This window comes from Enterococcus sp. AZ080 (assembly GCF_051714945.1).
Classification (GTDB): domain Bacteria; phylum Bacillota; class Bacilli; order Lactobacillales; family Enterococcaceae; genus Enterococcus_B; species Enterococcus_B pernyi.
The window spans coordinates 1,067,193-1,082,784 of the sequence record NZ_JBIOSV010000001.1; the positions used below are offsets into that span (position 1 = coordinate 1,067,193).

General features: G+C 39.2%; 9 protein-coding genes and 1 pseudogene. 8 read left to right on the forward strand and 2 right to left on the reverse strand.

Annotated elements, in window-relative coordinates; genetic code table 11:
- Nucleotides 1-212 precede the first annotated feature (212 nt).
- Complete coding sequence (gene tuf / locus IGK01_RS05045) at nt 213-1,400, forward strand: elongation factor Tu (protein WP_023519460.1); 1,188 nt, start codon at nt 213-215, stop codon at nt 1,398-1,400.
- A 180-nt stretch (nt 1,401-1,580) separates the two neighbouring features.
- A pseudogene (gene fic, locus IGK01_RS05050) lies at nt 1,581-2,092 on the forward strand (protein adenylyltransferase Fic); the annotation flags it as partial.
- 74 nt (nt 2,093-2,166) lie between these two features.
- Here fic and mprF read toward each other — a convergent pair.
- The gene (gene mprF, locus IGK01_RS05055; protein WP_438840535.1) at nt 2,167-4,752 is read right to left on the reverse strand and encodes a bifunctional lysylphosphatidylglycerol flippase/synthetase MprF; all 2,586 of its coding nucleotides are present in this window, start codon (nt 4,750-4,752) and stop codon (nt 2,167-2,169) included.
- A 23-nt stretch (nt 4,753-4,775) separates the two neighbouring features.
- A complete protein-coding gene (locus IGK01_RS05060; protein WP_010735792.1) occupies nt 4,776-5,492 on the reverse strand; it encodes an alpha/beta fold hydrolase in 717 nt (238 codons plus the stop codon).
- Nucleotides 5,493-5,702: 210 nt separating this feature from the next.
- Here IGK01_RS05060 and IGK01_RS05065 point away from each other — a divergent pair, with 210 nt between their 5' ends.
- The 6 genes from IGK01_RS05065 to IGK01_RS05090 all read left to right on the forward strand — a co-directional run bounded on the left by IGK01_RS05065 (nt 5,703) and on the right by IGK01_RS05090 (nt 15,377).
- Nucleotides 5,703-6,332 carry a lysozyme family protein gene (locus tag IGK01_RS05065; RefSeq protein ID WP_438840536.1) on the forward strand — a complete coding sequence of 210 codons (630 nt, stop codon included), beginning with the start codon at nt 5,703-5,705 and terminating at the stop codon, nt 6,330-6,332.
- Between the two features lie 102 nt (nt 6,333-6,434).
- Nucleotides 6,435-7,271 (forward strand): DUF368 domain-containing protein, encoded by an 837-nt coding sequence (locus IGK01_RS05070; RefSeq protein WP_041684401.1) that lies wholly within the window; start codon nt 6,435-6,437, stop codon nt 7,269-7,271.
- A gap of 248 nt (nt 7,272-7,519) precedes the next feature.
- Nucleotides 7,520-9,889 carry a cation-translocating P-type ATPase gene (locus IGK01_RS05075; RefSeq protein WP_194179700.1) on the forward strand — a complete coding sequence of 790 codons (2,370 nt, stop codon included), beginning with the start codon at nt 7,520-7,522 and terminating at the stop codon, nt 9,887-9,889.
- Between the two features lie 168 nt (nt 9,890-10,057).
- Nucleotides 10,058-11,899, forward strand: a complete 1,842-nt coding sequence (gene dnaG / locus IGK01_RS05080) for a DNA primase (RefSeq protein WP_062805410.1) — start codon at nt 10,058-10,060, stop codon at nt 11,897-11,899.
- A gap of 23 nt (nt 11,900-11,922) precedes the next feature.
- Complete coding sequence (gene rpoD / locus IGK01_RS05085; RefSeq protein ID WP_010735787.1) at nt 11,923-13,032, forward strand: RNA polymerase sigma factor RpoD; 1,110 nt, start codon at nt 11,923-11,925, stop codon at nt 13,030-13,032.
- 290 nt (nt 13,033-13,322) lie between these two features.
- Nucleotides 13,323-15,377 (forward strand): cell division site-positioning protein MapZ family protein, encoded by a 2,055-nt coding sequence (locus IGK01_RS05090; protein WP_438840537.1) that lies wholly within the window; start codon nt 13,323-13,325, stop codon nt 15,375-15,377.
- Nucleotides 15,378-15,592 lie beyond the last annotated feature (215 nt).

Sequence of the window (15,592 nt, forward strand, 5' to 3'; positions counted from 1 at the left end):
GCGTGAAGACTAATGTCCCACTCACTTTTTATTGAAATAGTGTATCGAAACACTTTAATTGACTTTGACCAATTTTGACGTATAATAGGGTTTGTTCATAACTTACAAAAAGTAAGTGTAGATGATTTTTTTGAGTTTATACTGAAAAAACTGTTATGGACGATGAGCTGAAATCATTCAGTGCATAAGACTATTTAGGAGGTTTGTTAATTATGGCAAAAGAACATTTTGATAGAAGTAAACCACACGTAAACATCGGAACCATTGGGCACGTTGACCATGGGAAGACCACATTGACTGCTGCAATCACGACAGTATTAGGGAAAAAAGGCTTAGCAAATCCTCAAGATTATGCAAGCATTGATGCAGCTCCAGAAGAACGTGAACGTGGGATCACCATCAACACAGCACACGTAGAATATGAAACTGATAAACGTCACTATGCACATATCGATGCACCAGGACATGCGGATTATGTGAAGAACATGATCACAGGTGCCGCTCAAATGGATGGTGCGATCTTAGTTGTTTCTGCGACAGACGGACCAATGCCTCAAACTCGCGAGCATATCCTTTTGTCACGTCAAGTTGGTGTAAAATATTTGATTGTATTTTTGAATAAAGTTGATTTGGTCGATGATGAAGAATTGATCGATCTTGTAGAAATGGAAGTTCGTGAATTATTGAATGAATATGGTTTCCCAGGTGATGACACACCTGTCATCAAAGGCTCTGCATTGAAAGCATTGCAAGGTGACCCAGAAGCAGAAGCTGCGATCAATGAATTGATGGAAACAGTGGATGACTATATCCCAACACCAGAACGTGATACCGATAAACCATTGCTTTTACCAGTTGAAGATGTTTTCTCAATCACTGGTCGCGGAACGGTAGCATCTGGTCGGATCGACCGTGGAGCTGTTCGTGTCGGTGATGAAATCGAGATCATCGGAATCAAACCTGAAACGAAAAAAGCGGTTGTGACAGGGGTAGAGATGTTCCGTAAAACGTTAGATTATGGCGAAGCTGGAGATAACGTCGGAATCTTGTTACGTGGTATTCAAAGAGAAGATATTGAACGTGGTCAAGTAATTGCGAAACCTGGTTCAATCACACCACATACAAAATTCAAAGCGGAAGTTTATGTATTGACGAAAGAAGAAGGCGGACGTCATACACCGTTCTTCAATAACTACCGCCCACAATTTTATTTCCGCACAACAGACGTAACAGGTACGATCGTGTTGCCAGAAGGAACAGAAATGGTTATGCCTGGTGACAACGTAACCATCGACGTAGAATTGATCCATCCAGTGGCAATCGAACAAGGAACGACTTTCTCTATTCGTGAAGGTGGTCGAACTGTCGGTTCAGGAATGGTAACAGAAATCGAAGCGTAAGTATTTATATAAAAAAAATATAAAACCTGTGGACAAGGTATTTACTTGAATATCTTGTCCAATGGTTGTAATAGAAGTGTTAATCACCGATAAAAAAGCGAGCAAACTCGAAAATTTCTTTGAATTTTTGGGTTTCTCGCTTTTTTTTTGTGGGGGGAATCTTCGAACAACATTTTATGAGATTCTGGAAGAATAGATGAATTAGAAATTTGAACGTTCAAAGGGTTGAGCGAAATCCATGACTATTTGTTTTCTGAAATCGATGATTTTATTGGGGAAATTCGCTCAGTAAATAGTGCAAAGGGAAATTTTCGGTTTGCGCCGGTCATGTATTTAGAGTATTCTCTAAAACATATTGACCAAATGCCACAGTCTACTTTTGAAGAAATCATCAAAAAAATGTAGAGATGAACATCGCTCATCCTTTTCGTGAAGAGAACGGTAGGAGTACTAGAATTTGGTTAGATCTCATTTTGAAATCGGAGATACAGAAAGTGGTTGACTGGAATCTAATTGACAAGTCGGATTATTTATCTGCAATGGAACGTAGTCCGATCAATGACTTAGAAATCAGCTATTTGATTTCTAACGCGTTGACAGATAAGATTTCCGATCGTGAACTGTATATGAAAGGGATCGATGTGAGTTATTTTTATGAAGGTTACTCTGAATATACGATTGATGATTTATAACAGAAGGAAAAAATGTTTTATGAATAAACAAAGTACGCCTGATTTTGACTAAAACAGCAAAATCAGGCGTTTTTTTATTTACGGAACCATTTTTTTAAGCCATTCAAAGGTTTTGTTTTTTGATCAACGGGCGCATTGTCAATGATCAATAACGTGATCATTACATAAGCGATCCAACTATCTCTTGAATAAAGTGTATAGCGAGATTTCCAGTTGGTGGCATATTTATCTTTGTATTCTCTCAACCCTTGAAAAGAATAGAAATGTGAGCCAAATTCATAGACTAGATAAGCAATCCGTTCTTGAATGAAACTTTTTCTTGAAGTCCCAACATTAGACAAAGGAGCCATACCCAAATTGAACCATCGGATATTTTCCTCCTTCATATATTCAAAAAGATGGATGAATAAATAGTCCATGCTGCCGGAAGGGGCAGTATCTGGATCATAGCGCATCAAATCAATCGTTCCGATCTTATCATTCGTATAAGTCGGCATGATCGAAGCGAAAGCGACCAACTCATCTTGATCGTTTTTGACGACTGCAATCGGTGCTCGCTGTAAATAGTCTTCTGAGAAGAAACCTAATGAGAAGCCTTTTTCTTTGCGACTGCCTAGCCAACGATCAGAAATGGTTTTAAGCTCAGCCATTTGTTGGGATGAATATGGGGGCTGAAGTACCTCAAACGTGAATCCTTCTCGTTCGATGCGATTCAGTATCGCACGTGTGCCTTTCATTTTTTTCCCAGAAGTCGTGAAGTCGGCTAACGAAACATGGCCTTCTTCGCCCATTTTGATAAAATCATAGCCAAATTCATGAAGGATCATAACCAGTTCTTCGCTCGTTTCATAAAAGACTGGCAAGTAGCATAAGTGATCTGTTTCTGCGATAAAGGCTTCGATCGCTTCTGGAAAATCTTCTTTTTTGCCTGAGGGATCGCCCATCACCACACACTTATTGTTATAACTAGCAAATTGTAACAAGACGGTTGCTTCCCCGTCTTTTTCATAGGTAAACATCCGTTTATCTTTCAAAAAAATCAGTTGACTATCTGAATTACCGCCGTAAGTTTCTAAAATCGTGGTGGCGACCGCTTCATCTAACTCTTGTCCAACTTGTGCTTTTTTACCTTGGAGATAGTGGACAAATAAAATCATGATAAAGGCTACTGCTAAAATTGCTAGAAAACCAGACAACCAAATTTTTTCTGATGGAAATAGAAAAAATGAAATAAACCGATGATTACGATGTGGGAAAGTGGGCATATTATAAACACCGATCACGATATATAAAACGGTCAATGCACCTATGATCAACCCATCGATCGTCAACCATTCCCACGAGTAGATAAATTGATCTCTGAACAATTCATTGCGTGAAGCGATCACGATACCTAATAGCAATAGTAAGAAAATAATGCCAGTAGTGCTTAGATCATTCAGCCCAACATAAATTAATGAAACAAGGATCAAAAAAATGGTTGGCCAGTAGACACGCTTGACTCTGGCTGCGATGCCTCGTCCCATAATAACAAACAAGAAGCCTAACAATATGCTTGGAAATTGCATAATAAAATGCATCTTTATAGGATTGATATGATGCAACCAACGAAACTCAGTAAATGCTTGCGGGATCGTTGCTGAAAGAACCAACATGATGCCAGAAAAATACATTAAGATCACCAGGATCTTCCGGGCAATCTGGGTCGCTAATTGCTTTGGAATACCAGAGTATCGTTGGTCGATCGATACACCGACATTTTTAAAGAAGAAAACTAATCCAATGAAAAATGGAATAAAGTAATAGAAGATCCGATAAAGCAAGATCCAGATCACAACGGTTTCTTTAGGGATACCTAGAGCTGATAAACCAAAGATCATCATCACATCAAAACTACCGATTTCTCCTGGGATCATTGAGATGATCCCGATAACTGAAGCAGCGATAAATAGAGGGATTGTTTGCCATAGATCGATGGGGATCTCCATCAAATAGCCGACTGCAAGAAAGGTTCCTAAGACACCCGTCCATTCCAATAAGGAAACGAGTAACAATTGCCCTTGGGATTTAATTGAAAGACCACCAACATAGCCTTCTTTTTTGATCGTGGTAAAAATAAAAACGATGGGGAAATACAAACCACCGGCAATCAACCAAATCCAATACTGTTTAAGAAACGGAGCGACAGGAGTAAAGAAGACCAAAAAAAACGAGACTAAACTATACAGAGATAAACCCGCCATCAAAAATAAAAATACTTTGGATAAAGCTTGCATGACTTGTTTGCTATCTTTTCTTTGACCGTAGAGTTCGGATCGTAAACCGATACTGACAAAGCCACCAAATCCAGCAATGTTATTAATGGTATTGATCATCCAACTTGTTTCAAATAAATATAATGGCTTTTGCTTTTGATTTAGTAACTTGTTGAAAATCAAATCATATCCAATCATGGGTAGAATAGAAATCAACCCAATCAAAAACATGACACCAATTTTCCAGAGTGGGATCGTGGAAAATGTTTGAGCTAGTTGGTCCGCAGATAACAAAGTACTGATTGTCATCAATTCACGAATAATAATCACTAATACAGAAATCAAAAAAATCGTTTTGATAAGTCTCAAGTGGCTTTTGAACCACTGAATGATTGGCTTGAACAAAAAATCACCTACTATTTTCAAATTTATTTTGTCAAGAAGTCTAAAACTTCTTGATTGAAGCGTTCTGGGTTTTGGCGAGCTAATTGGTGTCCTTGTCCTGTGACGAGAACAAATGAAGCATTAGGGATCGTTTTCGCTAAATAAAGCGAATGTTTCAGTTTGATGACATCTTTTTTACCGACGATGATCAGTGTTGGGCAATTGATTTTTTCTAAATGTTCTGTCGTGAGGCCAATATCATGAAGCAATAAATCGATGACCAATAAATGCTGACGTAAATGTGGCTGGAACAGTGCGCGCAACCAAACAAAGAAATAGTGAAAAGCACTGAGTAGTCGTGAGGACCAGAGAACCCCATTCAACCGTGTATTACCCGAATTTAAAATCAAGCGATTGACCCTATCTGGATAATTGCTTGAAAAAACTAAGGCAAGATTGGCTCCATCACTAAATCCCAAGATATTCGCTTGTGAGATTTGTTCCAGCAGCATGACTGTCAATAAATCATCTGCCATCAAACGAAAATTCAATGTTCCTGCTTGATTTGTCGATTGTCCATGCCCGCGACTATCGATGAGATAGATCGTAAAGTATTGTTCTAAAACGGGCACTTGTTCTGAAAAGAAATCACCGCTCCCGTCATTTCCATGAAGTAGCAAGAGGGGAAATCCATGTCCACTTTTTTCATAATAGATGTCAGTACCATCTGCCATTTTTGCAAATTTCTTTTCTCTTTTCACATTTATCACCTACTATTTTGAATTATAACGCTCTTTATCTATTTTAGAAATCGAAACTCTATAAAACGAACGATCATTTTCGTAAGATGAAAGGGAAAATGAAACATTCATTTTTTATTAAATTAAATAAGAAAAAACAGAGAAAAAATAGCCAAGAATGAAAAGAAATAGTAAGATAAAAAAAGATGTCAAATAGCTAGGTGGGTTTGAATGAAGAAAAAAATAAAATCAATCTTCCGTATGATCGTAGGTCTATTTGTCTTCACGATTCTGGCAACGATTCTTTTTCTATTCGGTAGAACATATCAATCGATCAAGCGTGTAGAAAATTATCAGCCAGAGATTTCGTCAGCATTAGAAAAGTATCAAATGCAAGAACATGAGAATCTAGTGAAGGCAATCATACTTACTGAATCAAGAGGAAATGGTGTCGATTTGATGCAAAGTTCGGAAAGTGCCTATGGACAGATGGAGGCGATCACGACACAAGAAGGAAGTATTGACCAAGGAGTCAAATACCTCTCAGAGATGATAGCTGAGGCGAAAGCATTAGGTTGCGATCTGGCGACAGCGATCCAAGCGTACAATTTTGGCAAAGACTATATTGCTTACGTCAACGAAAGAGGCGGGAAGAACACGGTCCGTTTAGCCGAAGAGTATTCTAGGGATGTGTTGAGTCCGCTTTTAGGCAATGACAACAAAAAAACCTATCGCTATTGGCGAATCCAGTCATTATTGTATAATGGTGGGTATTTATACCATAATGGTGGTAATATGTTTTATGCAGATGTAGTGAAGATGAACCAACAGTTTCTTGAATGGTATGAAAATATTTTTTAAGCCTGTTGGATCGAACCAACTGCAAATCAAAGCAAGACGAATAATGAATACAATGAATGGAAAGAAGGAGTGCTTGGACGAGTGGAAGAAAATCAAAAAGTAATGGAGAAAAGAGAGAATACAACGAAAGATTGGGGATTAAGATTTTTCAAAGGAATGTTTATCGGCTCAGGATTTATCTTGCCGGGAGTGAGCGGAGGAGCTTTAGCAGCAGTATTTGGAATGTATGAGCGGCTGATTTCATTCTTAGCACATATCACTAGAAACTTTAAAGAAAACGTCTTATTCTTTTTACCAGTCGGCTTAGGTGGTGTCACTGGCGTATTCTTGCTGTCTTTTTTAGTCAGTTTTTTACTAGGGGCCTATGAAACAACGATTTTGTGGTTCTTTGTGGGATGTATTGCTGGAACGGTGCCCGCTTTATGGAAAGAGTCAGGGAAAAAAGGCCGAAACAATACAGATCTCATTATTATGGTTGTGACATTTATTTTAGGTTATCTTTTCTTGTTATATGGTGCCCGTTTATTTGATGGGCAAGTAGAACAAAATGTCTATACCTGGATGATGGCAGGCGGTTTGATTGGTCTCGGAATGATCGTTCCTGGATTAAGTCCATCGAATTTTTTAGTTTACATGGGACTGTATAAAGCGATGGCTGATGGATTTAAAGAAGTGCGTTTAGAAGTGATCATTCCTATTGCAATCGGCGGAATCGTGTGTGTACTAGGTCTTTCCAAAGTAATGGATTTTATTTTCTCAAAAGCTTATAGCAAATTATTCCATTTTATTCTAGGCATTGTTTTTGCATCCACGATCATGATCATTCCTACAAATTATAGTGGACTTGGCATTTTAGGTATCTTGGCATGTCTAGTGTTATTCATTGCTGGTGCTGCACTAGGCTGGTGGATGAGCCGTTTAGAAGAGCAGTATAAGTAGAAGAAGCACAAGAAGAAAAGTCACGTGATCGTTGTATTCAATCAGCCAAGTTCTTGATAGATGGTTCGAAGAAACGATTCTCTTCTGTGATTTTTCTAGGTGAAGTATATGGTGAGATAGAAAAATAGAAAACAGATCCGCTGTTTTTTGATTTTTCTATCTTTTTTTAAAATTAAAAAAACGAGTTGTTTTTAATCGTAGAAACAGCTAGACTAATTGAAGTGATTATTTTTGAAAGTTGGCGTGATATGGAAATGAAAGAATTAAAGGGACTTACAGAAAATGAAGTGAGCCAAAGACGTGCCTCTGGTCAACAGAATGATTACCAAGAGGATGCTACAAAAAGTACGAAACAAATTTTCAGCGATAATATTTTAACATTATTCAATTTTTTGAACTTAGGAATAGGACTATGCTTATTACTAGTTGGAGCCTATTCAAACATGGCTTACTTAGCAATTATTTTTGTAAATATCACCATGGGGATCTATCAGGAAATCCATGCGCGTAATCTTGTGCGCCGATTATCAATCGTCTCACAGGCGGAAGTAACCGTCATTCGTGATGGGAAAGAACAGATGATTGCAACGAAAGAACTAGTTTTAGGCGATCTTGTAAAAATCGGTGCGGGTGAACAGATTCCTTCAGACTTGCAAGTGATCAGTGGTCGGGCAGAGGCAAATGAAGCTTTACTGACCGGTGAATCTGATTTGATCGTCAAAGAGTCAGGAGCAGAATTACTTTCTGGTAGTTACCTGACTAGTGGCTCTGTCTTTGCTACAGTTATCCGTGTTGGGGCAGATAATTATGCTGTCCGCTTGACCAACGAAGCAAAAACACACAAGGAAATTCATTCGGAACTTGTGGAATCGATCCGCAAAGTATCTAAGTTTACAAGTTTTGTGATCATTCCTTTAGGGATCATCTTATTCTTGGAAGCTTTGTTCATTCGAAATGCGTCGATCCAACTATCAGTCGTTGCTTCTGCGGCGGCCTTACTGGGAATGTTACCAAAAGGATTAGTGTTATTGATCAGTATCGCATTGACGACTGGTGTAACTAAACTAGCGAAGAAACGAATCTTAGTCCAAGATATGTATTCGATCGAAACATTGGCACATGTAGATACATTATGTCTTGATAAAACAGGGACGATCACCGAAGGAAAAATGAGCATCCAACGAGTCGAACCCTTAAATAAAACCTATGAAAAAATGATTCCAACCATTATGGGGACATATTTAGCTGAAAGTAGCGATAACAATGTCACAATGCGTGCGTTGAGAGAGTATTTCGAGATTTCTAATCGTTACGATGTCGGAGAAAAATTAGCCTTTTCATCTGACCGCAAATGGGGCGCAATGGAATTTCCTGAACTAGGTGTAGTCTATGTCGGGGCTCCGGAACGGTTAGTGGCAGACGATCAGTTGCCGGAAAGTTTAGTGGAAGCCCAGGCCAACGGGTTTCGTGTATTGATGTTAGGTCTTGCTCCCAATCAAACGTTGTCTTCAGGCGATCCTCAAGGGGTTGAACCGATTGCTTTGTTTGAAATCGATGATCCTATCCGTAAAAACGCGCAAGAAACCTTAGCTTATCTACACGAAGAAGGGGTAGACTTGAAAGTGATTTCTGGAGACAATCCTTTTACGGTGTCAAATATTGCGCGACGTGCTGATTTGCCCAACTATCAATCGTATGTTGATCTATCTGATTTGACAGAAGAAGCAGAAGTCAGAAAAGCGGCGCATCAATATACAGTTTTTGGGCGAGTGAGTCCGCAACAAAAGAAACTCTTAGTCAACGAACTGAAAGCAAGTGGACGAACAGTTGCAATGACTGGAGATGGCGTAAACGATGTATTGGCTTTACGTGAAGCCGATTGTAGTATTGCGATGGCAGAAGGAGACGGAGCGACACGACAAATTGCTAATCTTGTCTTGTTAGATTCTGATTTTACGACATTGCCCGAGGTATTGTTTGAGGGACGCCGAGTCGTGAATAACGTAACGAAAGTTTCAGGTATTTTCTTTATTAAGACAATCTATTCATTTATCTTATCGATTTTATGTGCAGTGACGGCTATCGGATTCCCATTTATTCCGATCCAGATCACGTTGATCGATCTTGCTATCGAAGGGTATCCATCTTTCTTCTTATCATTTGAGAATGATAAACGAAAAGTCGATTATCGCTATCTGCCTACTGCGCTAGTCAATGCATTACCTAATGCATTGCTTGTTGCTTTCAATACTGTGGCGATTTACCTGATCGGTCACAACCAAGGTTGGACATCTGGTGAAACAACGACATTGATGTATTATTTATTGATTGGGATCAGCTGTCTGGCAGTGATCAAAGCCTGCTTGCCATTCAATCTATTACGGATTTTCTTAGCAGTCACCACAGTGGTCGGTATTTATGTTGCTGCGATGCTTTTCCATCATATATTAGAAGTCAATCTTGGGTTAGGAAATACTTGGCCATATTTTGTTGGCTTTATGGTTTTGAATGTGTTATTACGTTTAGGATATTGGAAATTAGGCATACAAAACAAATTATTGAATAAAGTAAATGCAAATAAAACTCATCATACTCAAGTGGAAGAAAATGTCATATAATCCAGTATCTATCACTTGAAAAAGTATAGGAATATGGTACAATGAAACATGTATAATTGTGTCCTTTAAAATCGCACTGATTTTCGTTAGTGCGATTTTTTACCGGTTATTCTCCTGAAATGTCTTGTCGATGAGTATGAGATATCAACTAATGCAGGGGGTGAGAATATGGCTCAAAGGATCCCTCAAGAGACCATTGAGACGATTCGTAATCAAACGAATATCGTTGAGGTGATTGGGCAATACGTCCAGTTGAAAAAATCTGGGAAGAATTATTTAGGTCTCTGCCCTTTCCATGAAGAACGTACTCCTTCATTTTCGGTTGCGGAAGATAAGCAGATTTTCCATTGCTTTGGTTGTGGAAAAGGTGGGAATGTCTTTACGTTTCTTCAAGAATTGGAAGGTCTGTCTTTTCCAGAAGCAGTGGTCAAGGTCGCTGATTTAGAACAGATCCAACTCGAAGATCAGTGGCGACAACAAACGCTGACTACTCAAACCGGAGATTCAGCTACTGGTAAATTGATCGCGGCTCATGAAAAAGCAGTAGAAGTTTATCATCACATGTTGTTGCACACAAAAGTAGGTGAGCCAGCGTTAAATTATTTACTCGAACGTGGTCTGACCACCGAGTTGATCGAAGAATTCAAGATCGGTTTTGCGCCAAATGAACGCTCATTTTTACAACAAGTGTTCCAAAATGAAGACTATTCTGAGGAAGTATTCAAGCAGTCCGGCTTGTTTGTGACACATGATGATGGACGGATGTCGGATCGTTTTTATCAACGGATCATGTTTCCTCTTCGTAATGGTCAAGGTCGGACGATCGGGTTTTCTGGTCGTTACTTGGCTAGTGAACACGATGCAAAAGATCAACCAAAATATTTGAACAGTCCTGAAACGGATCTATTCAACAAAAGACAAGTCTTATTCAACTTAGACAAAGCACGTAGTGAGATCCGCAAGTCGGGTGAAATCTTACTATTCGAAGGATTTATGGATGTTATCGCTGCATGGCAAGCGGGTGTCAAGACTGGTTTAGCCTCCATGGGAACAAGTCTGACGACTCAACAGATCCAGCAGATGGAAAAACTGACAAAAGAATTAGTGTTTTGTTATGATGGTGACCGTGCGGGTGTAGAAGCTACGAACCGAGGCATCGAACTACTGCGTCAAAATAGTCGAATGCAATTATCTGTCGTAGCGATCCCAGAAAAACTCGATCCAGATGAGTACTTGAGAAAGTATGGGGAAGAGGCTTTTCAAGAATTAGTTTTACACGGACGAGAAACCATTTTTGCTTTTAAATCGCGTTATTTGAAGCAAGAAAAAAATCTGGAAAATGAAAAAGATAAAATTGAATATCTTGAAGCGGTACTAAGTGAATTGAGTAAAGTTGTTTCGCCAATCGAACAAGACATGTATCTAACGCAGTTATCAGCAGAATTTCAGCTGAGTCGAGAAACGATGCAAAAACAAATACGTGATCTGCGCCGAAAGAATCAACCAACCAAGCAAGAACAAGCTCAACCAACGACAGAGCAGGTGTCCGTAAAATCTGGAACGATCAGACAAAAACGCCCACTATCTCAGGTTGAAAAAGCAGAACAAATGCTATTGTATCGAGCGTTCAAAGAACTTGCTGTGCGTAATCTACTCAAGGAACAAGGCGTTCAATTTATTCATGATACTTATGCAGAAATCTATTTTTTATTTGATGCGTTTGTATCTCAAAATGGAGAATTCAAACTTGCGGAGTTTTTAGACTTCTTGCAAGATGAAAATTTAAGGCGGATAGTGGTCGAGATCGAATATATGCGAATGGCTGAAGAAAGTACGCCACGTGAGATCCAAGACTTACTGAGAGTGATCAGTAAATCGGGCTTAGCTGAAGAAATCATAACAAAAAAACAGATGCAGCAAGAAGCACGACGTACTGGGAACAAACAGTTAGAATTGGAATTGACGATTGAGATCATCAATTTAACGAAACAGTTAAAACAAGCCGAATAGCTACTTAAAGGGGGCCTTCTTTTATGGCAAATGGAACAGATGTTAAAAAATATGAAGCAGCAGTGGCAGCGTTCATTAAAGAAAATAAACCAAAAGGGCAAGTGATTTATGATGATCTATCAAATAAACTTGCGACACCATTCACTTTAAATGCAGATGAAATGGATAAGTTGATCCAAAAAGTAGAGGACGCAGGTATCAGCGTCGTTGACGAAAATGGTGAACCATCGATCCATAGTCTGAAAAGTGCTGAGAAAAAAGCAGAACAAGCGAAAACAGAAGATCTTTCTGCACCGACAGGCGTCAAAATCAATGATCCTGTTCGGATGTACCTCAAAGAAATTGGCCGCGTCTCCCTTTTAACTGCAGAAGAAGAAGTAGCATTAGCATTGAAGATCGAAGAAGGTGACCAGGAAGCGAAACAACGCTTAGCTGAAGCTAACCTTCGTTTAGTTGTAAGTATTGCCAAAAGATATGTGGGTCGTGGGATGCAATTTTTAGATTTGATCCAAGAAGGAAATATGGGATTGATGAAAGCTGTTGAAAAATTTGACTACCGTAAAGGGTTCAAATTTTCTACCTACGCAACTTGGTGGATCCGTCAAGCGATCACACGTGCGATTGCTGACCAAGCCCGTACGATTCGTATTCCAGTGCATATGGTGGAAACCATCAATAAATTGATCCGTATCCAACGTCAATTACTACAAGACTTAGGAAGAGAACCAACGCCTGAAGAAATCGGTGCTGAAATGGATCTTCCTACAGAAAAAGTACGCGAAATCTTAAAAATCGCTCAAGAACCTGTCTCATTAGAAACACCAATCGGTGAAGAAGATGATTCACATTTAGGTGATTTTATCGAGGACCAAGAAGCAACTAGTCCTGCGGAACATGCAGCGTATGAATTATTGAAAGAACAATTAGAAGATGTCTTAGATACTTTGACAGATCGTGAAGAAAACGTCTTACGTTTGCGTTTTGGCTTAGATGATGGCCGTACACGTACGTTGGAAGAAGTAGGTAAAGTCTTCGGCGTGACTCGTGAACGTATTCGACAAATCGAAGCAAAAGCATTAAGAAAACTTCGCCACCCATCACGCTCAAAACAATTGAAAGATTTCTTGGAATAATCAAGAAATAATTTTTTAAACAAAAAAACAGATCATTTTTCTTGAATGATAGAAAACCCTCAAAGTAGGAGATCTCTCCAGCTATTGAGGGTTTGTTTTTTATCAAACAATTCGACTAACTTTCAACAAAGGTCCGTTTAAACAAAGTAGCTCATTACGGTCGTTATTTATTTTTTACTGAAAGACTTATTTGTTTTTTTATAAAATCCTTAGGATATCCTATTGGCGTGTGGATTAGATTATGGTAGATTTAATGGTAGCGAAAACCTAGTAAAGGAGCCGATCGCTAAGTGATAAAAAAATGTCCAAAATGTGGATCAGAAAAAATCAAAGATCAATCAAAATGTCCAGAATGTGACTTTGAACCACAACAAGATGAACTGACACAATTACCCCAAACAGATGGAAATCAATCGTTAGACGAAACAGCTGAGGAAGTTTATCCAGACAGTATCGTAAATGATCCAATCGAGTGGTCAGAACTAAAAGATCTACCGTTGGAGTCTGTCATGGAGTTGTTTGACTCAAGTGACACGAGCACTGAGTCAAAGGATGATCAAGTAGATAAAAAAGAAAATACCAATCTTGGCAAAGAAAAAACAGAGACAGATCACTCTGCTACCTCTGAGCAAAGAGAAAAAGCGCAGCAGAAAAAACGAGTAGCTGAATTAAAAGAAGCAGTAAACAATGAAGAAGAAAATTCCATTCTAGCTGCTTACATCAAGGCGCATCGTGAAGATACGACTGAAGAACACGCAAAAGAGCTGCTTCGAATGATCGAAACGGCGGCAGCAACGGGTGAGGATTCAGTCGACATTCGCTTGTCGGAAAATACAACGGAGCAAGTTTCTCCTGAAAAATCTCAAGAGGATGCAATAAAAGAGCCACCAGTGGAAGAACCAACAGAAGAAACGATCATTGAAGATACTGTGGTCGAAGATTCTTCAACAAGTACAGAAGAACAAGTAGACGTAATTACAAATATAGAAGAAACTGCCCCAGTTTCTACGGAAGAACCTGTAGAGACGACTGAACCGATCGAAGAGGAAAGTTCTAAGGTTGAGAGTACGAAAGCTGCTTCAACAGATGCACCGCAACCAAAAGAAGCTCCTGAAACAACTGAACTGGTGGAAACACAGCCGGAACAGACAAAGGTTGAGGAACAAGAAACAAGCAATGCGTCCATCAAAAAAGAAGAATTGCCAAATGATCGAGGATCAAAGAAATCCAAAAAAAGATTATACCTGACGAGTGCGGCAGTGCTTTTACTTGGTGCAGGGGGTTGGATGTATTATGATCATCAGCAAAAAGTCCAAGCAGAAATCGCTGCCGAAACCCAACGTAAACAAGATAAAATGGCTGATTTACAATCAGATTTAGCTGCGTTTTATTCAGATGATGATGAACAGTTCATTCGTACAAGTATGATCAATCAAGACTTATCAAAATTAAGGGCATCATTGAATGAGGTCAAAGATGAAAAAGGGTATGCAGATCTGGAAAAAACCTTTGAAGATATCCAATCAAAGATCAAACAGATCCAAACGGTCAATGAATGGTTTGTTACACCAGTTATCGCAGATGATCAACTGATCGCAGAACCCAAATTGAAAGCTGACCAAGCGATCCAAAGTTTTGAAACAGAAGATACAGCATTTGGTCAATTGATCGACAAAGCGACAGATGAAGCAACTAAACAGTATCAACAACTTCAAACAGCAAAAGAAAAAACTGCTGTGATCTATGCAGATGGTCAAGTAAAAGATTCAGCAACGAAAGAGCAGTACGACACAGCAAAAGCAGAAGTGGCGAAAGTAAAAAATACAGAATTAGTCAAAGCACTTGTGACCGAATTGGACAAAGTCGATGAAGCTTTGACGAAAAAAGAAGAAGCGAAGAAAGCCGAAGAAGCAAAGAAAGCTGAAGAAGCGATGAAAGCCGAAGAAGCGAAACAAGCGCAGGCGCAGGCTGAAGCGCAAGCACAAGCTGAGGCAGCTGCTCAACAAACTGAGGCGACACAAACAACGCCAGCGACTAACTCCGCAAACCGTCCAATCATGGAAACAAGAGCCAGTGATGTCGCAGATGCTTCTAATCCTGCTTGGAATTGGGCACCAGGAGTCAAAGAAAGTGTGATCGCAACAAGTATTGCACGAGGCTACATCGTAGAGGGCGGCTATCGATTAGAGAAAGCTCGCATCGAAAACGGTGAAGGATACTACAACCTTTATGCGACTTCTACTAAATCATCTTTGATGAATGGTATCGGTGAAAGTGCTCTACCATTTTATATTGTCACAATCAATTGTAAAACTGGTTGGTTTGGTGGGAACGGTAGTAACTAGATCAGTGGTAGTTAGCTAGAGTATAGTTCTATCAGCCTGATTTGCTATTCCTACAAAGCAAAACAACAATGGTCCAGAAGCAATTTTTCTTTCTATCATAGCGTCAAAAATAGGCCTTAGAATCCAAAAATATGAGGATATTTTCGGGTTTTATGGCCTATTTCAGTCGAACACTGACGGCTTAAGCTTTTATGGAGAATCTCTATCTATAAACA

Coding starts and splice junctions, on each gene's coding strand:
- tuf (WP_023519460.1), top strand. CDS start 213: ATGGCAAAAGAACATTTTGATAGAAGTAAACCACACGTAAACATCGGA.
- IGK01_RS05065 (WP_438840536.1), top strand. CDS start 5,703: ATGAAGAAAAAAATAAAATCAATCTTCCGTATGATCGTAGGTCTATTT.
- IGK01_RS05070 (WP_041684401.1), top strand. CDS start 6,435: ATGGAGAAAAGAGAGAATACAACGAAAGATTGGGGATTAAGATTTTTC.
- IGK01_RS05075 (WP_194179700.1), top strand. CDS start 7,520: ATGGAAATGAAAGAATTAAAGGGACTTACAGAAAATGAAGTGAGCCAA.
- dnaG (WP_062805410.1), top strand. CDS start 10,058: ATGGCTCAAAGGATCCCTCAAGAGACCATTGAGACGATTCGTAATCAA.
- rpoD (WP_010735787.1), top strand. CDS start 11,923: ATGGCAAATGGAACAGATGTTAAAAAATATGAAGCAGCAGTGGCAGCG.